Here is a 26,132-nt window from a genome sequence, read left to right as displayed (position 1 = left end):
TTTTCGGCCGTCCTCTTTTTCACCCTAGCCCCAGCGCCCGGCCCACGGCCGCCACCACCGCGCAGAGTACCACCCCCACCGCCGTGGGAAGAACCACCCCCAGGGCGGTCCATTTGGCGCTCCCCGTCTCCTTGGCCATGGTGAGGCAGGTGGTGGAACAGGGCCAGTGGAAAAGACAGAATAACATGGTACACACCGCCGTCAGACCCGTCCAGCCCTGGGCGGCCAGCTGGGCGTGAAAGCCGGACAGACTGCCCACCTCCGTCAGGCTGCCCCCTGAGACGTAGGCCATGAGCACAATGGGGAGCATGATCTCATTGGCGGGGAGGGCCAGCAAAAAGGCGGCCAGAATCACCCCGTCCATCCCCAAAAAGCGCCCCAAAGGGTCCAGATAGTGGGTGATCCAGAACAAAATGGTCTGTCCCTCCACCTCCACATTGGCGCACAGCCACAGGATGAGCCCCGCCGGCGCCGCCACCGCCGCCGCCCGGCCCAGCACAAAGAGGGTCCGGTCCAGCACCGACCGGATCAAAATCTGTCCCACCCGGGGACGCCGGTAGGGGGGTAACTCCAGCGTATAGGCGGAGGGCTCCCCCCGGAGCACCGTGGCCGACAGCAGCCGGGACATCCCGAAGGTGACCAGCACCGCCAGCAAAATCACCGCCGTCAGCAGCAGCGCCGCCCGGACGCTGCCCCCCATCCCCTCCGCGCCCACAAAAAACATGGTGATAAGGGCAATCAGGGTGGGCAAACGTCCGTTGCACGGTATAAAACTGTTGGTCAGCAGGGCGATGAGCCGCTCCCGGGGGGAGTCGATGATGCGGCATCCCACCACCCCCGCCGCGTTACACCCGAATCCCATACATAAAGTCAGCGATTGCTTGCCGCAGGCCCGGGCCTTTTGGAAGGCGTGGTCCAGCAAAAAGGCGACCCGGGGCAGATAGCCCAGGTCCTCCAGCAGGGTAAAGAGCGGGAAAAAGATGGCCATGGGAGGCAGCATCACCCCCACCACCCAGGCCAGGGTGCGGTACGCCCCCAGCACCAGCGCGCCGTGAAGCCAGTCGGGCGCCCCCAACGCCGCAAATGCCGCGGTCAGCCGGTCCTCGATCCAAAAAAGGCCCGCCGTCAGCCAGCCGGAGAGGATATTGGCCCCGGACAGGGTGAGCCACAGCACCACCCCCAGGGTAAGGAGCATCAGCGGAACGCCCAGCGCCCGGCTGGTCAGCAGCCGGTCTCCCCCGCTCCTTGGGCGCGTTTCGGGCTGCTCCACCACACCCCGCACCAGTTCCTCCCCCTGCCACACCAGACAGGATACCAGCCGCTCCGACAAAAGCCGCCCCTCTATCCCCGCCTCCGCCAGACGGTCCCGGGCTGCCGCCACCGCTTCCGGTACCCCATCCGTCCGCCGTATGTCCCGTCCCAGCCGCTCCTCCAGCTCCTTCCAGGGCCCTTCCCCCTCCAAAAGGCGGACCGACAGCCACCGCTCCGGCACCGGTACCTCCGCCGGCAGCGCCGCCCGCACTTGCGCAAGGGCTTCCTCTATGGGCGGCAGATAACGGGGCGTCATGGCCTCCGGCGCTTTGGCCAGCACCTCCTCCACCGCGGACAGCAGCGCCTCCAGCCCCTTTCCGTGCCCGGCGTCGGTCCCCACCACCGGTACCCCCAGCTTGCGGGACAGGGCGTCCACATCCACTTCGATCCCCTTCCGGCGCGCCTCGTCCATCAGATTAACGCATACCACCGTCCGGGGCTGAAGCTCTAAAACCTGGAGCACCAGGTGGAGCCCCCGTTCCAGACAGGTGGCGTCGCACACCACCACCACCCCGTCCGCGCCGCCAAAGCACAAAAAGTCCCGGGCCACCGCCTCCTCCGCCGACTTGGCCTGGAGCGAATAGGCGCCCGGCAGGTCCACCACCGTCCAGTCCCGTCCGCCGCGGGTGCAGCGGCCACGGGCCACCGCCACGGTCTTTCCGATCCAGTTCCCCGTATGCTGTCTCATGCCCGTGAGACGGTTGAACAGCGTGGACTTGCCTACGTTGGGACTGCCCGCCAACGCAATCACCGGCCGGCGGCCTTCCGTCTCTCTCATCGCCCCTCCCCTCCTTCCTCCGGATACAACAGAATGCCTCCGGCGTCCTGGCGCCGCAGCGCCACCACCGCGCCCCGGATCAGATAGGCCGACGGATCTCCCGCCGGACTCTCCGCCGTCCGGCAGACCCGCGTGCCCGGAATGAGACCCAGCTCCATCAGGCGCCGGGCCATGGCGGGCGGCGCGTTTATCTGGACCACCCGTCCCCATATCCCCACCGGAAGCTCCGGCAAGGTCATCATTGCTTCCATCATTGCTCTCCTCGTTTCCGCTTGTTCAACGGCTGGCCGTCGGCCGCCGTCTGTCTCATCCTATTCTTCATCCCTCCCGCCGTTTCTGAAAATCCGTTTGGGGAGAATTGACGAACGGTCCCGATTTCGCTACAATAGATGGACAGCCATTTATCTTTGCCGAGGAGGTTTGTTTGTCATGTCAGAAGCGATCCCCGAAAATAAAATGGGGACCATGCCGGTGGGGCCCCTGGTGCTCTCCATGTCCCTGCCCATCATGGTCTCCATGCTCATCCAGGCCCTTTATAACGTGGTGGACAGCATCTTTGTGGCCCAGATCAGCGAGGATGCCCTCACCGCCGTCTCCCTGGCCTTTCCCTATCAAAACCTGATGATCGCCGTGGCGGTGGGCACCGCCGTGGGCGTGAACGCCCTGCTCTCCCGCAGCCTGGGCGAGAAAAATTTTGAGACCGCCAACCGGACGGCGGAAAACGCCATCTTTTTGACCATTCTCAGCTATCTGGTTTTTCTGGTCCTGGGCTTTACCGTCTCCAGAGCTTACTTCGTCTTTCAGACCGACAATACGGCCATCATTGAGGCCGGCACCATCTATCTCACCATCTGCTCCACCCTCTCCTTTGGTATTTTCGTGGAGATCACCATGGAGCGGCTGCTCCAGGCCACCGGCCGCACCCTTCAGACCATGTTTACCCAGGGCCTGGGCGCCATCATCAATATCATCCTGGACCCGGTACTGATCTTTGGCCTGGGTCCCTTCCCCGAAATGGGCGTGGCCGGCGCGGCGGCGGCCACCGTCATCGGTCAGATCATGTCCTCTATGCTGGCCCTCTTCCTCAACGCCCGGATGAACCACGACTTGCAGCTCTCCTTCCGGAACTTCCGCCCCAACGGGGACATCATCCGCCGGATCTACACCGTGGGCGTTCCCTCCATCATCATGAACTCCATCAGCTCGGTGATGACCTTCGGCATGAATCAGATCCTCATCGCCTTCTCCTCCACCGCAACGGCAGTGCTGGGCATTTATATTAAGGTGCAGAGCTTTGTCTTTATGCCGGTCTTTGGCCTCAACAACGGCATGGTGCCCATTGTGGCCTACAACTACGGGGCACGGAAGAAAAAGCGCCTCAAGGATACCGTCAAGGTGTGCGTCTTTTTCGCTATGCTCATCATGCTGGTGGGGCTGCTCATCATCCAGCTGCTGCCCGCCCAGATTCTGGGGCTTTTCAAGGCGTCGGACTACATGCTGTCCATCGGCGTGCCCGCCCTGCGCACCATCAGCTGGAGCTTCCTGCTGGCCGGGTTCAGCGTCATCGCCTCCTCCACCTTCCAGGCCCTGGGCAATGGCTTTTTGAGCATGGTCATTTCCATCGTCCGCCAGCTGGTGGTCCTGCTGCCGGCGGCTTGGCTCCTCTCCCTCTCCGGTCAGCTGGACCTGGTGTGGTGGTCCTTCCCCATCGCCGAGGTGGTGGCCCTGGTCCTGTGTCTCCTCTTCCTGCGGCATATCTTCCGGCAGGTGGTGGAGCCCCTGGAGGGCCCCGCCCAAAATTAAACTTCCGTCCTTCGGCGGCGTCCGGCTCCCCTGCCGGATGCCGTCGAACTTTTTTTATTTTTTCCCTTGACAACTCCGTTTGCCCGTGCTATACTAAGCAAGCTGACATCGGTAAGACGTACGCAGCCCATGCGGGTGTAGTTCAATGGTAGAATCCCAGCCTTCCAAGCTGGTCGCGTGGGTTCGATTCCCATCACCCGCTCCATACGCGCCTGTAGCTCAGGTGGATAGAGCAACTGCCTTCTAAGCAGTGGGTCAGGGGTTCGAGTCCCTTCAGGCGTGCCATTTCCGTGTTGGTTCTATGGTGGGTGTAGCTCAGTTGGTTAGAGCATCGGATTGTGGTTCCGAGGGTCGTGGGTTCGAGTCCCATTACCCACCCCATAAAATCTCAAGGCGGAAGGCCCGGAGCATCCGCTCCGGGCCTTCGCTTTTGAGCTTTCTTCCCTGATATTGGGGTGTAGCCAAGTGGTAAGGCACGGGACTTTGACTCCCGCACTCGCTGGTTCGAGTCCAGCCATCCCAGCCATTTTTATCTGACTCGTTAGCTCAGTCGGCAGAGCAACTGCCTTTTAAGCAGTGGGTCCGGGGTTCGAATCCCCGACGGGTCACTCTTCCCGGAAGTCCTGTAAACCAGGACTTCCGGGATTTTTTTATCCCCGCGTCAGGTTAAAACGGCGGCGGGGCGGCAATGCTAAGGGAAAAAGGAGGTCCTTATCGCCATGAAGATCTGTCCCGATCCCGTCCAAAAGCAGTGCCGCATCTGGCTGTCCCACCAGGAGTCCGCCCGCTGCCGCGCCGACCCGGCCTTCCAGCAGACCTGCCGGAGCTATCGCGCCCAGGGCTATCAGGTGTGCGTCTACGCCGGCGGTCAGGAGCCCCTCCTCCCCCACGTCACCGCCCTTCTCCGGCGGCAGGATTCCCTGGTATGAACCCGCCCGTCATCGCCGGCTACTGCCGCATCTCCGTGGATGAGGAAGCGGATCAGGAAAACACCTCCATCGAAAACCAAAAGGACATGATCCGGGACTACGTCCGCCGCACCTTCCCCGAAAGCCCCCTCACCTTCTTTACAGACCGGGACCGCTCCGGCTATACCTTCGACCAGCGGGAGGGCTACTGCCGCCTCCGCGCCGCCCTCCGGGCCGGGACCTACGACATCCTCATCGTCAAGGATTTCTCCCGCTTCTCCCGCCGCAACTCCCTGGGGCTCTACGAGCTGGAGGTGCTGCGGGACGAGGGGGTGCGCATCATCTCCATCGGCGACGGGGTGGATTACCCCACCCGGGACGACTGGCTCAACATCCAGTTCCGCTTCCTCATGAACGAAATGCCGGTGACCGACACCAGCAAAAAGGTCCGGGCCGTCATCCAGTCCAGACAGGCCAAAGGGGCCTGGATCTGTTCGGCGCCCTATGGCTACTACCTGGACCCGGTGCGCAAGGGGGAACTGTGCGTGGACCCGGAAGGCGCCGAGGTGGTGCGCCTCATCTACCGGCTCTACCTGGAGGGCTGGGGCTACCGCAAAATTGCCGCCCACCTCACCGAGCACGGCTATCCCACCGGCCTCCAGCTCCAGGCCAAGCGGCTGGAACACCAGGGCCGGGACGCCTCCCGGGTCAAGGCCAGAGCCTCCGAGGTGTGGAACAGCAACTCCGTGGCCAACATCATCGGCAACGATTTCTACATCGGCACCCTCCGGCAGGGCCAGTGGCGGCGGCGGGGCATCCACAAAACCGACCGCCGGGTCCCCGAGGGAGAACAGCTCTGCTTCCCCGACCATCACCCCCCCATCCTCTCCAAGGACCTCTTTGAACAGGTGCAGCACCAGCTCCGCCACCGCACCTCCACCCGCTATCGGGGAGTGCGCAAATACCCCCACACCTATACCGGCTTCCTCTTCTGCGCCGACTGCGGCAGCCCTATGTTCGGCATCTCCTACCCCAACCGCCCCTCCGGCTACCTGTGCGGCGCCTACCACCGCCGGGGTCTGAAGGGCTGTACCTCCCACCACGTCCGGGAAGCCGACATCGACGCCAACGTCCGCCACTACCTCCGGGTGGTGCGGGACGGGATGCGCCGCTCCCTGGCCCGGCTGGACGAGCTGCAAAGCGCCCAGCGCCGGGCCTCCCTCTCCCAGCGGCTGGAGGAGCTGGCCCACACCCGCCAGACACTTTCCGCCGAATTGCAGCAGAGCACCAAGGAGCGCATCCGGCAGGTCATCCGCTTTCCCAACCGGGAAGAGGAGATCCACGCCGCCTTCGACGCCCTGGAGGAGGAATACCACCAGCGCCTGGACGCCCTCAAGGAACAGGAGGCCCTCCTCACCGGCGAGCTGGAACGGCGCAGCGGCCTGAAAAAAAGCCTGGACCTGGTGCTGGACCAATTCCAGCGCCTTCTGGATCTGCCCCATTTCTCCCGCCAGGACATCGGCTTCCTTCTCCACCGCATTCTGGTGGACGAGGACAAGGTCATGACCATCGAGCTGCGGGGGGATATCACCGAGCTGCTGTCCACCCTGGAACAGGCTTCGCCGTCGGAGCCGGACCACACAAACGAAAGAGGTTAGGCGCCCAAACACGGGTTCCTAACCTCTTTTTTGTATGTTCTTCTAGGGCTGCCCGGTGAGCTGATGATAAAAGGACAGGGTGTGAAAATTCCGCTCCAGCTGGGTGAGCAGAAAGGCCTCGCACACCCGGGCAAACTGTCCCAATTCCCGTTCCCCCAGGGCGAAGGAGTAAAGGCGCTTCGGGTCTCCCCACACCACATGGCGCATGGCCGCCAGCACCGCCGGAGACACCGGAATGCTCCGCCCCTCTCCGCCGGTCCGGCACCGGCCGCAGCGCAGCTGACCCTCCAGCAGCAGAAAGCGGGCGTCCTGCGGCTCCGCCGCCCCGCAGCGGAGGCACCCCTCCAGCAGGGGTTCGTAGCCGATGAGGCTCATCAGCTTGAGCTCAAAGGCCCCCTTGATGAGGGACAGCGGACGGGGCAGCTTGTCCAGGGCGTAAAGTCCGTTCAGGATATGGGAGAGCAGCGGCTGGGCGGGGACGTTTTCCTCGCAGACCGTCTCCATCACCTCGGCAAAGTAGGAGCCCAGGGCCAGCTTCTCCACGTCCTGCCGCACCCCCCAAAAGAGCTCCAGCGGCTCGGCGGCGTTGAGGGTGTAGCGGTCCTTGTAGGAAAAGAGGGTCAGCTCGGAGTAGACCAGCAGCTGGGCCCCCGCCGCCAGGGGGCTTCCCTTCCGGCGGCAGCCTCTGGCCCGGACGGTCTGCCTGCCGCCGTCCGCCGTGAGCACTGTGAGGATCTTGTCGCTCTCCTTGTAGCCCACTTCCCGCAGCACCAGGCCCCGGGTGATGCTGAGCACCGCGCCTTCCTCCTTTTACTGGTCTTTGTAGCCGAAATTCTGGATGAGATTCACGTTATCCCGCCAGTTTTCCTTCACCTTCACCCAGGTCTGCAAATAGACCTTGGCGCCCATGAAGCGCTCCATGTCCTTGCGGGCCAGGGTGGAAATTTTTTTCAGCATGGCCCCGCCCTTGCCGATGATGATCCCCTTGTGGCTGACCTTTTCGCAGTAAATGGTGGCGTCCACCTCGATGACCTCGTCCCGCTCCCGCTCTGCAAAGCGGACCAGTTCCACGGCGGTGCCGTGGGGGATCTCCTTGTCCAGACAGAGGAGGAGCTTTTCCCGTAAAATCTCGGCGCACACCTGCCGCTCCGGCTGGTCGGTGACCATGTCCTCCGGGAAGAGCTGGGGGCCTTCGGGCATGAAGTTGGCCAGCAGCTCCAGCAGCTCCTCCACCCCCTCGCTGTTTTTGGCCGAGATGGGCAGGATGGCGTTGAAGGTGTGGGCCTGGGCGTAGGTGTCCATGACGGCCAGCAGAGCCTCTTTTTCCACCGTGTCGATCTTGTTGATGACCAGCACCGCCGGGACGTTCAGACTCTTGATGCGGGCAATGAGCTCCGCCTCCGGGCCGCCGATGTGGGGGATGGGCTCCACCAGCAGCAACACCGCGTCCACGTCGGCCACGCTCTCCTTCACCACGTTGACCATATAATCCCCCAGCTTGGTGCGGGCCTTGTGGAGGCCGGGGGTGTCCATAAAGACGAACTGGCAGTCCTTCCGGTTGACCACGGCGCAGATGCGGTTGCGGGTGGTCTGGGGCTTGTTGGTCACGATGGCGATTTTCTCCCCCACCAGCGCGTTGGTCAGGGTGGACTTGCCCACATTGGGCCGGCCCACAATGGCGATCATGCCGGATCTTTTGATTTCCATAGGTTGTCCTCAACTTTCTTGAGCAATTTTTGCCTCCCTCTCTGAGGGAGGTGCCCCGAAGGGGCGGAGGGAGTACCTGGTATTAAGGAATACTCCCTCAGTCAGCTGCGCTGACAGCTCCCTCAAGGAGGGAGCCTCCTCCCTCAGTCAGCTGCGCTGACAGCTCCCTCAAGGAGGGAGCCTCCTCCCTCAGTCAGCTGCGCTGACAGCTCCCTCAAGGAGGGAGCCTTTTTTTGAGGCAGCATACAATGACCTGACATACCCCATCAAAATTTTGCGATATATCCAGGTTGGAAAAACGAAGGACCTCCAGCCCCAGGCTTTCCAGATAATCGGTGCGCCGCCGGTCATAGTCCTGCTGCTCCGGCTCGCTGTGCTGTCCGCCGTCCAGCTCTATTACCAGCGCCGCCTTGTGGCAATAAAAGTCCACAATATATGTCCCTATTGCCTTCTGACGCTGAAACCGAACGGGTAAATTTCGCAAAAAATCATACCACAGTTTTCTTTCCCACTGCGTCTGCTCTTTGCGCAGTTTCCGTGCCCGCGCAATCAGACCTCCATCATAGGGCAATGACACAGTGTGCCACCTCTTTTTTATATCTCCCGGGTGATGCCCAGTTCGTTCAGGATGGCCTCTTCCCGCTCCCGCATCTGGCGCTTCATGGGACCCTCGTCCAGGTGGTCGTAGCCCAGCAGATGGAGCACCGAGTGGACCGCCAGATAGCAGAGCTCCCGCCGCCGGCTGTGGCCGTACTCCTCCGCCTGGACCCGGATATGGTCCACCGACAGCACCATATCCCCCAGAGGCAAAAGACCGCTCCCCGGGTCCAGCAGCTCGGCGTCCTCCGCCGCGGGCGGCTGCCCGGGGGTGAATTCAAACATGGGGAAGGAGAGCACATCGGTGGCCCGGTCCACTCCCCGCTGCTCCAGATTGATCTGGTGGATGCCCTCGTCATCGGTGAACAGCACGTCCACCTCGCAGGGCAGCCCCACCCCTTCCGCCTCCAGGGCGGCGGGGATCACCCGGCGCAATTCCTCGGCAAAGGTCTCCACGTCCTCCACGTCGCTCTCCAGGATGATCTGATGCTCCATCGCTGCTCCTCCCTTTTCAGCGGTTCTTGGCCGCGTTCCGGCGGTTTTCGTCCTCCTCGTATGCCTTGATGATGCGCTGCACGATCACGTGGCGCACCACGTCGGCCTCCCCCAGGCGGCAGATGGCGATGTCCTCCACCCCCTTGAGGACCCGCATGGCCTCCTTCAGGCCGGAAACCTTGTCGGTGGGCAGGTCGATCTGGGTGATATCGCCGGTAATGACGATCTTGGAGCCGAAGCCCAGGCGGGTGAGGAACATCTTCATCTGCTCCCGGCTGGTGTTCTGGGCCTCGTCCAGAATGATAAAGGAATCGTCCAGGGTGCGCCCGCGCATATAGGCCAGGGGGGCTACCTCAATGTTGCCCCGCTCCACATACTTTTGGTAATTTTCCGGCCCCAGCATATCGAAAAGGGCGTCGTACAGGGGCCGGAGGTAGGGGTCTACCTTGGACTGCAAATCGCCGGGCAGAAAGCCCAGCCGCTCGCCGGCCTCCACCGCCGGACGGGTGAGGATGATGCGGTTGACCTCCTTGGCCCGGAAGGCCGCCACCGCCGCCGCCACCGCCAGATAGGTCTTGCCGGTGCCGGCGGGTCCCACCCCCAGGGTGACGGTGTTTTTCTTCACCGCCTCCACATAGCGCTTTTGTCCCAGGGTCTTGGGCTTGATGGGCTTTCCCTTGGCGGTGACGCACAGCACGTCCTTGGCCAGCATGCCGATCTTGTCCTCGTTGCCCGCCCGCACCACGTTGATGATGTAGCGCACGTTCTGTTCGTTGATGGCCTCCCCCTTGGCCGCCAGGTCCAAAAGGGCGTTGACCGCCTTGCCGGCGTGGAGCACCGCCTCCCCGTCGCCGGAAATCTTCAGCTGGGAATCCCGGTTCACTACCGTGACCCCCAGCTCCCGCTCAATGATGCGGATATTCTCGTCAAAGGAGCCGAAGATGGCGACGGCGTCCTCCATGCGTTCAATGCTGATGATCTGTTCTGTCATGGGTCAATACTTCTCTCCTCCGCCCGCCGGAAGGCAGGTTCATTTGTTGGTCTCGTAGGGCACGAAACGGCCGATCTCCTCGTGGCAGGCGGCCCGCAGAGTGACGGTCAGAACGTCCTCCCCCACCACGGAGGTGTATTCCGTGCTCAAAACCGTGCCGTCCTCCCCCAAAAGTCCCTCCAGCCGCCGGAGCAGCTGGTCCCGGACCATGGCGTCCGCCTGTTCCACATCCACGGAGACCTCTTCCAGGGTATAGGCCCGCAAAATCTGCCGTCCCACCGTCAGGGGCAGGGCGGTCCCGTCGGGCAGCGCCGCCGTCCATGTCTCGCTTATTTTATCATACTGTTCCGCATAAATTCCACTGTTTCCGAAAAAATCAACCCGCCGGCCCAGCACCTCGGCAAAGAGCCGCCACTCCGTCTCGCCGGTGCAGCGCTTGACCTGGGCGGTCAGGGGAATGGCGGCGCTCAGCGTCCGCCAGGTGTCGGCCTCGATCACCCCCTGGGCCCGCACCTCCATCCAGCCCACATCCTGCTCGCTGTACAAGGGCCCCTCCAGCAGCACGCTGCCGCTGATGAGCACGTCTCCCTCCGCCACCGGCTGGCCCTCGGCACACTTCCGGTCCCCCATGTACACGGAGAGGTCGGTGATGACCCCCGGCGCCTCGGCCACGATGTCGCCGGTGACGGTCCGGTCCACCACCTCCGGCGGGGCGGTCCGCTCCCGCACCTGGACCTTGGCCCGGATGCCGTAGAGGTTAATGCCGATCCAGGACAGCTCCTTAAGCTCCACCAGCATCTGCTGCTCCGCCTTGGCGGTGTCCAGCGTCAGGCCGAAGGCCCCCACCCCCACGCCGTACCGGGCCAGGGCGGTCCGCAGCTCGGCGGTGGTGATGCGCTCGTTGCCCGTCACCTCCACCACCAGCACGAACTGGGACAGCACCGTCACCGCCAGCACCGACAGGGCCAGCCCCACCCACAGGGCGTACCGCCGCTTGAACTTCAGCAAAAAGTCCGGCAAGCCCCGCCTTCCCTGCTCCTCCGCCCGGCCGCCGATGTCCTCCGCCAGCCGGCGCAGGGCGGCCGCCTGACGGCGGGGCACCGTCAGCCGGAGCACGCCTCCCTCCAGCCAGGCCACCCCCCAAAAGAGGATCCCCCGCTGGGCGCAGAGATTGAGCACCCGCTCGGGAAAGGGCGCGGTGATGTCCAGCGTCACACTGCCCCGAAAAAAATTGATGGTTTTCCCCATAACAAAACGCCCTCTCAGTCCACATCCACGCCCCGGATCACGCCCGTGATGAGCAGATCGCCCACCGTCATGGCGCGCAGCTCCAGACCCTCTCCCCGTACCCGCAGCAGAAAGCCGCCGGCGGAAATATGGATCTCCTCGCTGCCGTAGGAGAGGATGCCCCGGTGATTGGACATACGCAGCTCGTGATTGCCCACCAGCTCCACCTTGGGCAGCCCCGCCACCAGATCGGCGGGCAGATCCAGCTCCCGGGCGGTGCGTGCCAGCAGTTGATTGGGTTTGCGGCGTTTCTCCATGACAAAGCCCTCCTGTCCCACATACTGTATGCGGGCGGAGGGCGTGTCTTGCCTGTCCCGGTCAGGCGGTTTTTCAAAGTCCCATGCGGGCGGCGCGGATCTCCGCCAGCGCCTGAGCCAGGGCGCCGCCCTCGGCCTCGGTGCTCTCCGGCGAGAAGGAGATGCGCAGCACCCCCATCAGGGTCCGCTTGGGCAGTCCCATGGCCGCAAAGACGTGGCTGGGCTTGCCCTTGTGGCAGGCCGAACCGGAGGAGACGCAGATGCCCTGGTCGGCCAGGGCCCGGACCAGCATTTCGCTGGGGTAGCCGGGCAGCGAGACGGCGCAGATATGGGGGGCGTCCCCCCGGCTGACGATCTCCAGACCGGGGACCTGGGCGGTCAGCCGCTCCAGAGTCGCCTCCTTGACGGCCCTCATCCGCGCCCGGTCCGCCTCCCCCTTCCACGCCCGGCAGGCGGCGGCCAGGGCGGCAATCTGGGCGGTGGGCTCGGTGCCGGACCGCAGCGTCTTTTCCTGTCCGCCTCCCCGGAGCAGCGGCTCCAGCTTCAGGCCCTCCCTGATATACTGCCCGCCGATCCCCTTGGGGGCGCGGACCTTGTGGCCGCTGACGGTCAGCAGATCCACCCCCAGCTCCGCCGGAGTGAAGGGCACCTTCAAAAAGCCCTGGACCGCGTCGGTGTGAAAGAGAATGTCGGGGCTGTATTCCTTCACCATGCGGCAGCACGCCTCCACCGGCTGGATGACCCCCGTCTCGTTGTTGACCAGCATCATGGACACCAGCACCGTGTCCTCCCGCAGAGCGGCCCGCAGGTCCTCCGGCGAGACCCGCCCGTCGCGGCCGCATTTGAGCCGGGTCACGGTATAGCCCTGCTGCTCCAGGTCCTTGAGGGGCTCCAGCACGGCGGCGTGCTCCACGGCGGTGGTGATGATGTGCTTTCCCCTTCTGCGGCCGTGGCGGACGGCGGCCCGGATGGCCCAGTTGTCCCCCTCGGTGCCGCAGGAGGTGAAATACAATTCCGACGGCCGGCACCCCAGCGCTTCGGCCACCGCCGCCCGGTCCGCCTCCAACCGCCGGGCGGCGTCCTGTCCCAGGGGATAGCGGGCCGACGGATTGCCAAAGTCCTCGGTCATGACGGCCAGCGCCGCCTTCGCCGCCGCGGGACAGACCTGGGTGGTGGCGGCGTTGTCCAGATAGATGGGCATGGGTGAAAACCTCCTTCGGGAAATTGCGGGAACGGCCGGAAAGCGGCCGAAAACTTTTTTTATTCTATGCCTGCCCCACCCCAAAGTCAAGGGCCTTCCCGCTCTGGTAAAAGCCGACAAATCCCCCTCTTTATTATCTATTAAAATAGTAGGATATTGTCCCAATCCAACGCTTGACAGTTGGCCTCATTCGTTCTATACTTATTCCTGTCAAAACACCTAGAAAGAAGGTATGAATAATAATGAGCGCCATTCAGCTTCGCGAGGGCGTCTGGTCTGTGGGCGTCCTGAATCCTGCCCTGCGTGTGTTCGATATTGTCATGGAGGCCAAGTACGGCACTTCCTACAATGCCTATCTGGTGACCGGTGAGAAAAATGTCCTGATTGAGACCGTCCACGCCGAATATTTCGAAGAATATGTGGACAACATTACCTCTGTCCTTCCCCTGGAGCAGATCGACTACCTCATCATGAACCACAACGAGCCCGACCACTCCGGCAGTGTGGCGATGCTGATGGAGCGCTGCCCCAATCTGAAGATCTTCGCCACCGCCGCCGGCAAGAAGCACATGGAGGACGTGGCCAACCGTGCGCTCCCCATCCAGATCGTCAAGGCCGGCGACACCCTGGATCTGGGCGGCAAGGTGCTGGAGTTCATCCCCGCCCCCATGCTCCACTGGGCCGACTCCATGTTCACCTGGGACCCGGCGGACAAGATCGCCTTCACCTGCGACTTCCTGGGCTGCCACTTCTGCGAGCCCACCATGCTGGACAAGAACATCCACGACAATGCCGCCTATGAGGGCGAGTTCTATAACTACTACGGCGGCATCTTCTCCCCCTTCAAGCCCTTCGTGCTCAAGGGCCTCAACCTGCTGCCCGCCGAGGCCGATATGGTCTGCCCCAGCCACGGCCCCGTGCTGGTGGAGCGCCTCCAGTGGGCCAAGGAGGAGTATCGCCGCCTGAGCACCGTGGCCCCCAAGGCCGTCAAGGACGCGGCGGTGATCTACGCCTCCGCCTACGGCTGCACCAAGGCCCTGGCGGAAGCCGCCGCCGAGGCCCTGAAGGCCGACGGGCTCAACGTCACCTGCCTGGATCTGGTCGCCGCCGGGCTGCCCGCCTGCGCGGCCGCCGCCAACGAGGCCGACGTGCTGCTGGTGGGCGCTCCCACCATCAACCGGGACGCCCCCAAGGGCATCTGGGACGTGGTGACCTCCATCGACGCCATCAACGTCAAGGGCAAGGCCGCCGGCGCATTCGGCTCCTTCGGCTGGAGCGGCGAGGCCACCGGGATGCTCCACACCCGCCTGTCTCAGCTCAAGTACGCCGTCCCCGAGGCCCCCTTCCGCGTGACCTTCACCCCCACCGAGGACGACAAGAAGGCCATGGCCGACTACGCCCGCAGTGTGGCGGCCCTGTGCAAGTAATTTCGTAACCCTTATTTTCAGGAGGATTTTTTCATGGATCAGTTCGTTTGCGACGCCTGCGGCTATGTCTACGACCCCGCTGTGGGCGACCCCGATCACGGCATCGCCCCCGGCACCCCCTTTGAGGCCCTGCCCGACGATTGGACCTGCCCCCTGTGCGGCCTGGGCAAGGACATTTTCTCCAAGGTCTGATTTTTGTGCCCTTCCGGCGGGACCTGTGCGCTGCCTGCGCTCAGGTCCCGCTTTTGCTTTCCTCGGCCTTGCCTAGCGTCCCGCCGGGTGGTATAATAACCCTGCATCTAGGAACAATTTCAGAGAGGCGGAAGTTTTATGACTTATAAGGAAGAATTTATCACGTTTATGGTCCGCTCCGGCGTGCTCACCTTCGGTGACTTCACCACCAAGTCGGGCCGCAAAACCCCCTATTTCATCAACACCGGCAACTATAAGACCGGCGCGCAGGCCGCCCAGCTGGGCGACTATTACGCCGCCTGCATCCAGGACAACCTCCCCGACGGCGTGACCTGTCTCTTCGGCCCCGCCTATAAGGGCATCCCCCTGGCCGTCACCGCCGCCGCCTCCCTCTATCGCAACTACCAGCGGGACCTCCCCTACTGCTTCAACCGCAAGGAGGCCAAGGACCACGGCGAGGGCGGCTCCATGGTGGGCTACAAGCCACAGGAAGGGGACGACGTGGTCATCGTGGAGGACGTGGTCACCGCCGGCACCGCCGTGCGGGAGACCATCGAGCTCTTCAAGCAGGTGGCCCCCGTCCACATGAAGGCCCTGATCGTGTCGGTGGACCGGATGGAGCGGGGCACCAAGGACTGCTCCACCCTGGACGAGCTGCGGGAGGACTACGGCATCGCCGTCTACCCCATCGTCACCGTCAGGGAAATCATTGCCTTCCTTCACAACCGGGAGATTGACGGCAAGGTCTATATCGACGATGAGATGAAGGGCAAAATGGAGGCCTATCTGGCCCAGTACGGCGCCAAGGCCTGAGAAAAAAGGAGGCGGGGTCTGTTGGGTATCCACGACGGCCACAGAGCCAGACTGAAAACCGAATTCCTCCAGCGCCCCGCCTCCTTTCCCGACCATAAGGTTTTGGAGCTGCTCCTCTTTTACGCCAACCCCAGATCAGACACCAATCCCATGGCCCACGCCCTGCTGGAACGGTTCGGTTCCCTGTCCGGCGTGCTGGACGCCGCTCCGGATGAACTGATGAAAACACCCGGCGTCGGCCTCCACACCGTCACCCTGCTCAAGTGCGTCAAGGAGATGGCAGGCCGTTACCTCGTCTCCCGCACCGATTCGGACAGCATCATCGACTCCACCGTTAAGGCGGTGGCCGCGCTGCGCCCCTACTTTTTCGGCGCACGCCAGGAAAAGGTCTATGTGCTGTGTACCGACGGAAAGGGACGCCTGCTGGGCATCCGTCCGCTCAGCGAGGGAATCATGGACATGGCACCCATTCTCTACCGCCAGCTGATGGAGGCCGTTCTCTCCCTCAACGCTTCCAAGGTTATCCTGGCCCACAACCACGTCAGCGGCCTGGCGCTGCCCTCGCCGGAGGACAAACTGGCCACCAACGGGGTGCGGGAGCTGCTGCGGCTGGTCCACATCGAGCTTTCCGACCACCTGATCTTCTGCGACGACGACGCCGTCTCCATGCGGGAGAGCGGATTTTGGGAAAAGGATTGAATAAAAACATTTGTTCTGGTATAATCAATCTGCACGTGCCGTGGGGAGATGTGAAGTCACGTCGCCTCGCGGCTCTTTTATCCTTTGTCCATCGGGAGGTGTATTTATGCCGGAATTTCACGTGGTAAGCGACTATCAGCCCGCCGGCGACCAGCCGTCGGCCATCGCGGCCCTGGCCCGGGGGGTGGAGATGGGCCTGTCCGAGCAGACCCTGCTGGGGGTCACCGGCTCGGGCAAGACCTTTACCATGGCCAAAACCATCGAGGCCGTCCAGCGCCCCACCCTGGTGCTGGCCCACAATAAGACCCTGGCCGCCCAGCTGTGCGCCGAGTTCAAGGAGTTTTTCCCCGACAACGCCGTGGAGTATTTCGTCTCCTACTACGACTACTACCAGCCCGAGGCCTATATTCCCCATACCGACACCTATATCGAAAAGGACGCCGCCACCAACGAGGAGATCGACCGGCTGCGTCTCTCCGCCACCTGCGCCCTTTTGGAGCGGCGGGACGTGATCGTGGTCTCGTCGGTGTCCTGCATCTACGGCCTGGGCGAGCCGGAGGATTTCCAGAACATGATGATCTCCCTCCGGGTGGGGGCCACCATGGAGCGGGATGAACTCCTCCGCCGCCTGGTGGAGGACCGCTATGAGCGCAACGACATCGCCTTTGAGCGCAATATGTTCCGGGTCCGGGGAGACACGGTGGAGGTCTTTCCCGCCTACTGGAAGGACGCCGCCATCCGGGTGGAGTTCTTCGGCGACGAGATCGACCGTATCACCGAGGTCAACGTGGTCACCGGCGCCCCCATCCGCCGGCTCAACCACATCCCCATCTGGCCGGCCAGCCACTATATCACCCCCAAGGAGAAGATGGACGCCGCCGTCCAGGAGATTTATAAGGAGATGGAGGAGCGGGTGGCCTGGTTCCAGCAGAACGACCAGCTGGTGGAGGCCCAGCGCCTCAAGCAGCGGGTGATGTATGACATCGAGATGATGCAGGAGCTGGGCTACTGCAACGGCATCGAAAACTACTCCCGGGTCATCGCCGGCCGGCCGGTGGGTTCGCCCCCCATGACCCTGCTGGACTACTTCCCCAAAGATTTCCTCCTTTTTATCGACGAGAGCCACGTCACCCTCCCCCAGGTGCGGGCCATGTACAACGGCGACCGCGCCCGCAAGACCACCCTGGTGGATTACGGCTTCCGACTGCCCTGCGCCTATGATAACCGCCCCCTGAAATTCGAGGAATTTGAGCAGCGGGTGAACCAGGTGATCTACGTCTCCGCCACCCCCGGCGAGTACGAGCGCACCCGGTCGGGTCAGATCGTGGAGCAGGTCATCCGGCCCACCGGTCTTTTGGACCCCAGGGTGGAGGTCCGGCCGGTGAACGGCCAGATCGACGACCTGATCGGCGAGATCCACCAGCGCATCGAGCGCAAGGAGCGGGTACTGGTCACCACCCTCACCAAGAAAATGGCGGAGGATCTCACCACCTACCTCCAGGGGGTGGGCATCAAGGTGCGGTATATGCACCACGGGGTGGACACCCTGGAGCGCACTGAGATCATCCGGGACCTGCGTCTGGGCACCTTCGACGTGCTGGTGGGCATCAACCTCCTGCGCGAGGGTTTGGACCTGCCGGAAGTCTCCCTGGTGGCCATTCTGGACGCCGACAAGGAGGGGTTTCTGCGCTCCGAAACCTCCCTCATCCAGACCATCGGCCGGGCGGCCCGCAACGCCGACGGCCTGGTCATCCTCTACGCCGACACCGTCACCCCCTCCATGCGCCGGGCCATGGATGAGACCGAACGGAGAAGAGCCAAACAGGACGCCTACAACCAGGCCCACGGCATCGTCCCCAAGACGGTGCGCAAAGGGGTGCGGGATCTGCTGGAGCTGTCCCAGGACGCCGAGGACGACCGCAAGGCCAAGCGCTCCGGCAAGCTCACCCGGGCCGAAAAGGAGGCCGCCATCAAGAAGCTGGAAAAGGAGATGCTGGACGCCTCCAAGCGTCTGGAGTTCGAATACGCCGCCGTGCTCCGGGACCGGATCATCCGGCTGCGGGGCGAGTAAAAGGAAACGGGAGGGGTTGCCATGCTGGGCCGTTGGAATCAGCTTTCCGCCTTCAAACGGCGGTTTTTGCTCTATTATGCCATTCTCTTTCTGGCCGCAACCGTGGCCTATCCCATCGTGTCCTCCCAAAAGGGCTTTGCCTATCAGGGCAGCCTCCTGCTGTACCGGCGGGAGGAAACGGCCGACATATATGCCGGAAAAATCGGCGGGGAAGGGGCGTCCTTTACCGTCACTGACCAGGGCGCGGTGACCTTCCGGCAGGGCGATGAGACCTACGGGCCTTATCTGGTCCGGAAAGACCCCACCGCCTCCCCCGAGGAGGAGAGGACCGGCGTGGAAGTCTCCCTGGACGGACAGGTCCTCTTCCGGGGCGCCCTCTTATCCTCTGATGGGAACGCCGGTCTGCTCCTGGACGAAAGCGGAGAAGTGGTCCCCTCCCTCTCCTACACCTGGACGGGGGCGCCTCCCCAGGCGCCGTCCCTGGAGACGGTCGTTCGTCTGGCTCTGGGCCCCACCCTCTCCCACCGGGGCGACTGGCTCTTGTACGGGTGCGCTTCCTTCCTGGTGGTCCTGGGCGTATTGGCCGTTCTCTTTGACAAGGCCCTTTTTCGCCACAACGCCGCCTGGTATGTGGCCGACGCGGACAACGCCCGGCCCTCCGAGTGGTATCTGTTCCGCTATTGGATGGCCTGCTTTGTCTTGGGACTGTCCGCCCTGATCCTCTATCTGTCCGGCCTTTCCCACCTGACATAGCGAATTTTCTTGTCATCCAACCCATAGAAAGATAGAATCGAGGTTTTTGATTATGAATTACGTCTCTCTTGGCAACACTGGACTGAAGGTCTCTCAGGTCTCCTTCGGCGGCATCCCCATCCAGCGCTCCGACGCGGCCAACACCATGGCCGTGGTGGACGCCCTGGAGGCCCGGGGCATCAACTTCATCGACACCGCCCGGGGCTATACCGTCTCGGAGGAGTATCTGGGCGTGGCCCTGGAGGGCCGGCGGGACAAGTTCATCCTGGCCACCAAGAGCATGAGCCGGGACGCGGAATCCATGACCCGGGACATCGGCATCAGCCTTTCCAACCTGCGCACCGACTACATCGACCTCTACCAGATCCACAACCTGCCCGAAAAGGACATCCAGACCGTCTTTGGCCCCGGCGGGGCTTATGAAGCCCTGTGCGCCGCCAAGGCCGCCGGCAAGATCCGCCACATCGGCGCCACCGCCCACAGCGCCGACGTGCTCCGCCGCCTGGTGGAGGAATACGGCGACAAGATCGAAACGGTTATGTTCCCCTACAACATCGTGGAGACCCAGGGCCACGACATCCTGGCCGCCGCCCGGGAAAAGGGCATCGGCACCATCGCTATGAAGCCCATGGCCGGCGGCAATCTGGACGACTGGAACCTGGCCCTCCGGTTCATCGCCGCCGCCGGGGTGATCGACGTGTCCATCCCCGGCATGGGCTCGGTGGAGGAGGTCCAGCGCAACGCCGACGCCGCCGACGGCCTCTCCCCCCTCACCGCCCAGGAGCTGGTCCAGTGCGACGCCATCCGCAAGGAGCTGGGCAGCCAGTTCTGCCGCCGCTGCGGCTACTGCGCCCCCTGCACCGTGGGCATCGACATCTCCTCCAACTTCCTCATGGTCAACTACCGCCGCAAGTACGGCCTGAGCGACTGGGCGGTGAGCCGCTATCAGTCCCTGGCCCACCACGCCGGCGAGTGCATCGGCTGCGGCGTGTGCGAGAGCCGCTGCCCCTATGAGCTGCCCATCCGCAAGATGCTGGCCGGCGTGGCCAGTGAGTTCGGGTTCTGATACCCTGAAACGCAAAGGAGTCCGCCTTCTATGCTCGACCATATCTATGTAAAAGGCGCGCGGGAGAATAATCTCAAAAACATCGACGTGGCCATCCCCCGGGACAAGCTGGTGGTCCTCACCGGCCTCTCGGGCAGCGGGAAGTCCTCCCTGGCCTTCGACACCATCTACGCCGAGGGCCAGCGCCGCTATGTGGAGTCCCTCTCCTCCTACGCCCGGATGTTTTTGGGCCAGATGGAAAAGCCGGACGTGGACTACATCGACGGCCTCTCCCCCGCCATCTCCATCGACCAGAAAACCACCTCCAAAAACCCCCGCTCCACCGTGGGCACGGTGACCGAGATCTATGACTACCTCCGCCTCCTCTGGGCCCGGGTGGGCACCCCCCACTGCCCCAAGTGCGGCAAGGAGATCCAGCAGCAGACCATCGACCAGATCATCGACCAGCTTCTGGCCCTCCCCGAGGCCACTCGTATCCAGGTCATGGCCCCGGTGGTGCGGGGCAAAAAGGGCACCCATCAAAAAATCTTTGATGACGCCCGGAAATCCGGCTATGTGCGGGTGCGGGTGGACGGCTCCCTCTACGACCTCTCGGAGGACATCCCGCTGGACAAGAACAAAAAGCACAGCGTGGAGGTGGTGGTGGACCGGCTGGTCATCCGGCCCGACATCGCCCGCCGCCTCACCGACAGCGTGGAGGTGGCCGCGGGCCTGGCCGGCGGTCTGGTGGTGGTCAACCTGGTGGGAGAGGACCGGGACCTGCTCTTTTCCCAGAACTACGCCTGCGAGGACTGCGGCATCTCCATCGAGGAGTTAACGCCCCGCATGTTCTCCTTTAACAATCCCTTCGGCGCCTGCCCCACCTGTACCGGCCTGGGGGCCCAGCGGAAGGTGGACCCCGACCTCATCATCCCCAACAAGGACCTGTCCCTTCTGGAGGGGGCGGTGTGCGCCTCCGGGTGGAACAACGTGAAAAATGACTCCATCTCCCGGATGTATTTTGAGGCTTTGGCGAAAAAATACGGCTTTTCCCTCACCACTCCCGTCAAGGACCTGCCCGCCCAGGTGATCGAGGTGATCCTCTACGGCACCAAGGGGGAGAAATTGCAGCTGAGCTATGAGCGGGAGAACGGCCGGGGCACCCTGACGCAGCCCTTTGAGGGCATCATCCCCAACCTGGAGCGGCGATACCGGGAGACCCAGAGCGACGCCATGCGCCGCGATCTGGAGGACTGCATGAGCGACCGGCCCTGTCCCGACTGCGGCGGCCGGCGGCTGCGCAAGGAGGCCCTGGCCGTCACCGTGGGCGGCATCTCCATCGACCGCTTCTGCGACCTGAGCGTCACCGACGCCCTGGCCTTTCTGGACACCCTCACCCTCAGCGAACAGAAAATGCGCATTGCGGAACGCATTCTCAAAGAAATCAAAAACCGGCTGGGCTTCCTCCAGAGCGTGGGCCTCCAGTACCTCACCCTCTCCCGCTCGGCGGCCACCCTCTCCGGCGGCGAGAGCCAGCGCATCCGCCTGGCCACCCAGATCGGCTCCTCCCTCATGGGGGTGCTCTACATCCTGGACGAGCCCTCCATCGGCCTCCACCAGCGGGACAACGATAAGCTGCTGGACACCCTCAAGCACCTGCGGGACCTGGGCAACACCCTTTTGGTGGTGGAGCACGACGAGGACACCATGCGCGCCGCCGACTATATCGTGGACATCGGCCCCGGCGCAGGGGTCCACGGCGGCCAGGTGGTGGCCTGCGGCACCGCTCAGGAGGTAATGGACACCCCCGGCTCCATTACCGGCGATTACCTCTCGGGCCGGAAGAAAATCCCCGTGCCCGCCCAGCGCCGCCCGGGCAACGGACGGTTTCTCACTGTCCGGGGGGCCTCGGAGCACAACCTGCAAAACGTGGACGTGTCCATTCCCCTGGGTACCTTTACCTGCGTCACCGGAGTGTCGGGCAGTGGAAAATCGTCCCTGGTGAATGAAATTCTCTATAAACGTCTGGCCGCCGACCTGAACCGGGCCAAGACCCGGGCCGGCGCCCACAGGACGCTGGAGGGAGAGGAATTTTTGGACAAGGTCATCAACATCGACCAGTCCCCCATCGGCCGGACCCCCCGCTCCAACCCCGCCACCTATACCGGCCTTTTCAACGACATCCGAGAGCTCTTCGCCGCCACCCCCGACGCCAAGGCCAGAGGCTACGGCCCCGGCCGGTTCTCCTTCAACGTCCGGGGCGGACGGTGCGAGGCCTGCTCCGGCGACGGCCTCATCAAGATCGAGATGCACTTCCTGCCCGACATCTACGTCCCCTGCGAGGTGTGCAAGGGGAAGCGCTACAACCGGGAGACCCTGGAGGTGCGGTATAAGGGCAAGAACATCTATGAGGTCCTGGAGATGACCGCCGAGGAGGCGCTGCCCTTCTTCGAGCCTCTCCCCAAGCTGTACAACAAGGTGCAGACCCTCTGCGAGGTGGGCCTGGGCTATGTGAAGCTGGGACAGCCCTCCACCACTCTGTCCGGCGGCGAGGCCCAGCGGGTCAAGCTGGCCACCGAGCTCTCCAAGCGCTCCACCGGCTCCACCATCTATATCCTGGACGAGCCCACCACCGGCCTCCACACCGCCGACGTGCATAAGCTCATTGAGGTGCTCCAGCGTCTGGTGGACCTGGGCAACACGGTGGTGGTCATCGAGCACAATCTGGACGTCATCAAAACCGCCGACCATATCATCGACCTGGGGCCCGAGGGAGGCGACGCCGGCGGCCGGGTGGTCTGCACCGGCACCCCCGAGGCGGTGGCCCGGTGTGAGGCCTCCTATACCGGCCAATACCTGCGCCGGATGCTCTGACCGGTCTGACCGGCGGTTATGACATGGAATATGACACCAAATTCCCCCTTCCATTCCTATCCACAGGCCCTTTTCTCTGGTATGATGGACACAGCGAACAAACACACACCCGATGCCATGCTACGCGCCCAACGGCGCAGGGAGGTTTTGTCCTATGTCCAGCTTTTCCGAGTGCTTAAAGGCCCATATGGACCGCCGGAAAATGTCCACCAGCGAGCTCTCCCGCCTGTCCGGGATCGAGTATTCCTTCCTCCACCGCATCACCACCGGCAAGCGCTTCCCCGCAAAGCTCCAGACGGTGGAGCGTTTGGGCCAGCTGCTCTCCCTCACGCCGGAGGAACAGGAGGACCTGCGCATCCAGTACGACATCACCCGGGTGGGGCCGGACGTCTATCACCGCCGGCAGTCGGTACGCCGGATGCTGGAGGAGATCCGCTTCCCCACCGACGCCAAGGAGACCCTGCCCGCCGTCCCGGCCCAGGCTCTCCCGGCCAGCTGTGACGGCCGGCTCCAGGTGGAGGGCGTCACCTTGCAGATCCTGACCCAGGAGGCCCAGCGCACCGGCGGCGTGGTCCGTCTGCTGGCCCAGCCCGGCCTGAAGGAGGCCTTCCCCCTGCGGCTCCTCCGCTCCTTTACCCTGGCCTTTCCCTCTCTCACGGTCAACCACATCCTGTGCTTTGACAACCGGGCCGAGATGGAATACCGCAACGTGGACATCTTCTCCCCCCTGATTCCCACGCTCTTTTCCACCTTCCACTACCACGCCTATTACTTCTACGGCGACCACGACACCCTGTTCGGCCGGCTCTCCCTTTTCCCCAATCTGCTTTTAACCTCCGGCTTTGCCCTGCTGATGAGTCCCGACTATTGCAGCGCCCTCTGCTTCCCCCGGGGCTCCGATTCCTACCAGGTGCTGGACCGCCGCTTTTCCGACTGTTTTCAAAATTGCTATCCCCTCTCCATGGTCACCCCGAAGCTCCCTGCCCTGCAATCCTATTTCGCGCCCCCAGCCGCCGGCGACGAGGTGGACCATACTTTTCTCCTCTCCCACACCTTCTTTGGCCTCCCCCTCCTCACCGGCGGGCTGTGTGGCCATCTGCTGAAGCAAAATCTGCCGGACAGAAGCCAGGCCATGGAGGATTTCCTCAACTACCTCTCCTCTCTGCCCGCGCCCAACCGGGAGAGCACCTGCTATTTCACCTCCCTGGAGGGAATACGCGCCTTTTTGGACAGCGGTCTGCTGCTGGAATTCCCCGTGGATACCATTTCCCCCCTGCCCATGGAGGACCGGCTCTTTTTGGTGCGCCGTCTGCTCTCCCTCCTTTCCGCCGAAGAGGGCGTGGAGGTGGGCCTGCGCCTTTGCCGCACCGACCGGCTGCTCTTCTCCCCCTCCCTCAAGTGCCTGTGCCGCCAGAATCTCTCCCGGGCGGAGCTCATCCTCTGTCATCCCCGGCAGGGCCTGATCTCGGTGAGCGTCCAGGAGCCTATGATCGCCGCGGCCCTGACCGATTACTTTGACTCCATCCTGGACAGCCGCTACACCCTCTCCCCCGTCGAAAGCGCCCGCCAGGTGGCCGCGTTGTTAAGTGAATATCAGTAAATAAATTGTACCGCAGCATAGAAAAAGCCAATACCCAATGGGTATTGGCTTCCTTTTTGCCTATCTTTTGTAAATTATTTTTTTATTTATGGTGGTTATGCACAAAACCACCGGTTCAAAATTGTTCTGCCATGGAATTGACACATACTCTTACAGGGCAGTATACTAAATTTCAAAGTAAAACATTTTTTATGAATCAGGTTGGGCGGCTCTGCACGGGCAGAGGTCCAGACCGGGGACCCATCAAAGGAAAGGAGATCACTATGAAACATGTATGGAAACAGCCCCTTTCTCTTGCGCTTGCCGCGGCTTTGTCGGTCACGCTGTGTGCCGGCGGTCTGACCGTTCACGCGGAGGAGCGCCCGGAGGCGTCGGACACCGTACCAGTGGTGACCGCGGAGCAGGGGGAAAACATCTTCCTGGGCAAGTCCGCCACCGCCAGCAGCCATCAGTCCGCCAATCCGCCGGAAAACGCCCTGGACGGCGACGAGACCGGCACCAAGTGGTGCGCCGCCCCCAGCAGCTCCCAGCAGCAGGACCCCTCCGTGGGGGCCCACTGGCTCCAGATCGACCTGGGCGGGCTCTACACCCTGGACCGGATCTACTTTATCCTGGAGGATAAGAACAACAGCATCGAAACCAACGGCGCTATCTACAAATATCAGATCGCCGTCTCCCAGTCGGAGGACATCACCGCCGACGACATCGTCATCGACCGGAGCGACAACGCCGAGATGATCTGGACGGTGGACGAGGATCTGGGCGGCGTGGTGTGCCGCTATGTGCGCATCTATCTCAACTGCGCCACCCCCAGAAACTGGCCCTGCATCATGGAGGCCTACGGCTACGGCCAGCCCTACACCGCGCCCCAGGAGCGTCTGGGCCTCACGCTGGACTATGACGGAACCGTCCAGCAGGGCGGCACCTTCCAGGTCCCCCTGACGCTGAGCGGACTGGAAGCCCTCTCCGAGCCTGTGTACCTCATGCAGCTGGAGCTGACCTACCCGGAGGGCTTCTCCTGCACCGGCCTCCAGCCCGCCGACGGCATCGACGGCGCCGTGACCTACTATCAGGCCCCGGGCGAGACCCGCTGCACCGTCCTCTATGACGCCAACAGCTTTGACACCGGCCTGCCTGCCGGGACCCCGGCGCTCTTTACCGCCACCTTCGCCGTGGCCGCCGACACCGCGCCCGATACATACGCCATTCATGTGGGGCAGGAACCCCTGCTGATCTCCACCATGGGCAATATCCTGGCCGCCGATCTGACCGCCGCCAGCGTCACCGTGGAGGAGGCCTCCCAGCCGGTGGTCACTTACACCGTCACCTTTGAGACCAACGGCGGCACTCCCGTGGACAGCCAGTCCGTGGCCGAAAACGGTACCGTGGCCAAGCCCGCCGACCCCGTCCGCGACGGCTTTACCTTCGACGGCTGGTACGCCGACCAGGCGCTGGAAATCCCCTATGATTTCAGCCAGGCCGTGACCTCCGACCTGACCCTCTACGCGGGTTGGCAGGAGAACGAGCCGGAGATCACCTACTACACCGTATCCTTCGAGACCAACGGCGGCTCCTCCGTGGACAGCCAGTCCGTGGCCGAAAACGGCACCGTGGCCAAGCCCGCCGACCCTGTACACGGCAGCTTTACCTTCAACGGCTGGTATG

23 protein-coding genes and 5 tRNA genes are annotated in these 26,132 nt (G+C 63.2%); 18 read left to right on the top strand and 10 right to left on the bottom strand.

Going from position 1 to position 26,132, the window contains the following annotated elements:
• Window positions 1–19: 19 nt before the first annotated feature.
• The gene (gene feoB, locus H7U37_RS07050) at window positions 20–2,089 is read right to left on the bottom strand and encodes a ferrous iron transport protein B (protein ID WP_204874725.1); all 2,070 of its coding nucleotides are present in this window, start codon (window positions 2,087–2,089) and stop codon (window positions 20–22) included.
• Complete coding sequence (locus H7U37_RS07045) at window positions 2,086–2,343, bottom strand: FeoA family protein (protein ID WP_243413757.1); 258 nt, start codon at window positions 2,341–2,343, stop codon at window positions 2,086–2,088. The genes feoB and H7U37_RS07045 overlap by 4 nt, the downstream gene beginning before the upstream one ends.
• A gap of 175 nt (window positions 2,344–2,518) precedes the next feature.
• Here H7U37_RS07045 and H7U37_RS07040 point away from each other — a divergent pair, with 175 nt between their 5' ends.
• The 8 genes from H7U37_RS07040 (at window position 2,519) to H7U37_RS07005 (ending at window position 6,458) form a co-directional block, all read left to right on the top strand.
• Window positions 2,519–3,892: an MATE family efflux transporter gene (locus H7U37_RS07040; RefSeq protein WP_204874723.1), complete on the top strand. Its 1,374-nt coding sequence runs from the start codon at window positions 2,519–2,521 to the stop codon at window positions 3,890–3,892.
• Between the two features lie 131 nt (window positions 3,893–4,023).
• Window positions 4,024–4,097: transfer RNA gene (locus H7U37_RS07035), tRNA-Gly, on the top strand.
• A 3-nt stretch (window positions 4,098–4,100) separates the two neighbouring features.
• A tRNA-Arg gene (locus tag H7U37_RS07030) sits at window positions 4,101–4,177 on the top strand.
• 19 nt (window positions 4,178–4,196) lie between these two features.
• A tRNA-His gene (locus H7U37_RS07025) sits at window positions 4,197–4,273 on the top strand.
• 70 nt (window positions 4,274–4,343) lie between these two features.
• Window positions 4,344–4,418: transfer RNA gene (locus H7U37_RS07020), tRNA-Gln, on the top strand.
• A 9-nt stretch (window positions 4,419–4,427) separates the two neighbouring features.
• Window positions 4,428–4,500: transfer RNA gene (locus tag H7U37_RS07015), tRNA-Lys, on the top strand.
• Between the two features lie 111 nt (window positions 4,501–4,611).
• Complete coding sequence (locus H7U37_RS07010) at window positions 4,612–4,821, top strand: hypothetical protein (protein WP_204874721.1); 210 nt, start codon at window positions 4,612–4,614, stop codon at window positions 4,819–4,821.
• Window positions 4,818–6,458: a recombinase family protein gene (locus H7U37_RS07005; RefSeq protein WP_204874719.1), complete on the top strand. Its 1,641-nt coding sequence runs from the start codon at window positions 4,818–4,820 to the stop codon at window positions 6,456–6,458. Before H7U37_RS07010 ends, H7U37_RS07005 begins: the two co-directional genes overlap by 4 nt.
• Window positions 6,459–6,500: 42 nt before the next feature.
• Here H7U37_RS07005 and recO read toward each other — a convergent pair whose 3' ends face one another.
• The 8 genes from recO to H7U37_RS06965 form a co-directional block, all read right to left on the bottom strand.
• A complete protein-coding gene (gene recO / locus H7U37_RS07000) occupies window positions 6,501–7,253 on the bottom strand; it encodes a DNA repair protein RecO (RefSeq protein WP_204874717.1) in 753 nt (250 codons plus the stop codon).
• Between the two features lie 15 nt (window positions 7,254–7,268).
• Window positions 7,269–8,165 carry a GTPase Era gene (gene era / locus H7U37_RS06995; RefSeq protein ID WP_204874715.1) on the bottom strand — a complete coding sequence of 299 codons (897 nt, stop codon included), beginning with the start codon at window positions 8,163–8,165 and terminating at the stop codon, window positions 7,269–7,271.
• Between the two features lie 214 nt (window positions 8,166–8,379).
• Window positions 8,380–8,742 carry a DUF559 domain-containing protein gene (locus H7U37_RS06990; RefSeq protein WP_204874714.1) on the bottom strand — a complete coding sequence of 121 codons (363 nt, stop codon included), beginning with the start codon at window positions 8,740–8,742 and terminating at the stop codon, window positions 8,380–8,382.
• Window positions 8,743–8,759: 17 nt separating this feature from the next.
• Complete coding sequence (ybeY, locus tag H7U37_RS06985; RefSeq protein ID WP_204874712.1) at window positions 8,760–9,257, bottom strand: rRNA maturation RNase YbeY; 498 nt, start codon at window positions 9,255–9,257, stop codon at window positions 8,760–8,762.
• A 16-nt stretch (window positions 9,258–9,273) separates the two neighbouring features.
• Window positions 9,274–10,248 (bottom strand): PhoH family protein, encoded by a 975-nt coding sequence (locus H7U37_RS06980; RefSeq protein ID WP_204874710.1) that lies wholly within the window; start codon window positions 10,246–10,248, stop codon window positions 9,274–9,276.
• A 39-nt stretch (window positions 10,249–10,287) separates the two neighbouring features.
• Complete coding sequence (locus tag H7U37_RS06975) at window positions 10,288–11,496, bottom strand: sporulation protein YqfD (RefSeq protein ID WP_204874708.1); 1,209 nt, start codon at window positions 11,494–11,496, stop codon at window positions 10,288–10,290.
• 14 nt (window positions 11,497–11,510) lie between these two features.
• Complete coding sequence (locus H7U37_RS06970; protein ID WP_204874706.1) at window positions 11,511–11,792, bottom strand: YabP/YqfC family sporulation protein; 282 nt, start codon at window positions 11,790–11,792, stop codon at window positions 11,511–11,513.
• Window positions 11,793–11,865: 73 nt separating this feature from the next.
• A complete protein-coding gene (locus H7U37_RS06965; protein ID WP_204874704.1) occupies window positions 11,866–12,993 on the bottom strand; it encodes a cysteine desulfurase family protein in 1,128 nt (375 codons plus the stop codon).
• Window positions 12,994–13,235: 242 nt separating this feature from the next.
• Here H7U37_RS06965 and H7U37_RS06960 point away from each other — a divergent pair, with 242 nt between their 5' ends.
• The 10 genes from H7U37_RS06960 to H7U37_RS06915 all read left to right on the top strand — a co-directional run.
• Window positions 13,236–14,420: an FprA family A-type flavoprotein gene (locus H7U37_RS06960; RefSeq protein ID WP_204874702.1), complete on the top strand. Its 1,185-nt coding sequence runs from the start codon at window positions 13,236–13,238 to the stop codon at window positions 14,418–14,420.
• A gap of 33 nt (window positions 14,421–14,453) precedes the next feature.
• Window positions 14,454–14,612 (top strand): rubredoxin, encoded by a 159-nt coding sequence (gene rd / locus H7U37_RS06955; protein WP_204874699.1) that lies wholly within the window; start codon window positions 14,454–14,456, stop codon window positions 14,610–14,612.
• A gap of 138 nt (window positions 14,613–14,750) precedes the next feature.
• Window positions 14,751–15,425: an orotate phosphoribosyltransferase gene (pyrE, locus tag H7U37_RS06950; RefSeq protein ID WP_204874697.1), complete on the top strand. Its 675-nt coding sequence runs from the start codon at window positions 14,751–14,753 to the stop codon at window positions 15,423–15,425.
• Between the two features lie 21 nt (window positions 15,426–15,446).
• The gene (locus tag H7U37_RS06945) at window positions 15,447–16,124 is read left to right on the top strand and encodes a JAB domain-containing protein (protein WP_204874695.1); all 678 of its coding nucleotides are present in this window, start codon (window positions 15,447–15,449) and stop codon (window positions 16,122–16,124) included.
• 106 nt (window positions 16,125–16,230) lie between these two features.
• On the top strand, window positions 16,231–18,195 hold the full coding sequence (uvrB, locus tag H7U37_RS06940; RefSeq protein ID WP_204874694.1) for an excinuclease ABC subunit UvrB: 1,965 nt from the start codon (window positions 16,231–16,233) through the stop codon (window positions 18,193–18,195).
• 21 nt (window positions 18,196–18,216) lie between these two features.
• A complete protein-coding gene (locus H7U37_RS06935) occupies window positions 18,217–18,948 on the top strand; it encodes a hypothetical protein (RefSeq protein ID WP_204874692.1) in 732 nt (243 codons plus the stop codon).
• 52 nt (window positions 18,949–19,000) lie between these two features.
• Window positions 19,001–20,014, top strand: a complete 1,014-nt coding sequence (locus H7U37_RS06930; RefSeq protein ID WP_204874690.1) for an aldo/keto reductase — start codon at window positions 19,001–19,003, stop codon at window positions 20,012–20,014.
• Between the two features lie 30 nt (window positions 20,015–20,044).
• Complete coding sequence (gene uvrA, locus H7U37_RS06925) at window positions 20,045–22,867, top strand: excinuclease ABC subunit UvrA (protein ID WP_204874688.1); 2,823 nt, start codon at window positions 20,045–20,047, stop codon at window positions 22,865–22,867.
• 154 nt (window positions 22,868–23,021) lie between these two features.
• Window positions 23,022–24,467 carry a helix-turn-helix domain-containing protein gene (locus H7U37_RS06920; protein WP_204874686.1) on the top strand — a complete coding sequence of 482 codons (1,446 nt, stop codon included), beginning with the start codon at window positions 23,022–23,024 and terminating at the stop codon, window positions 24,465–24,467.
• Between the two features lie 263 nt (window positions 24,468–24,730).
• Window positions 24,731–26,132: InlB B-repeat-containing protein (locus H7U37_RS06915; protein ID WP_204874684.1), on the top strand; the 1,402-nt coding region annotated here is incomplete at its 3' end.

This window comes from Pseudoflavonifractor phocaeensis (assembly GCF_016901735.1).
Taxonomy (GTDB): Bacteria; Bacillota; Clostridia; order Oscillospirales; family Oscillospiraceae; genus Pseudoflavonifractor_A.
The sequence above is the reverse complement of the archived record's forward strand: the minus strand, read 5'-3'. Positions and strand labels throughout refer to the sequence as shown.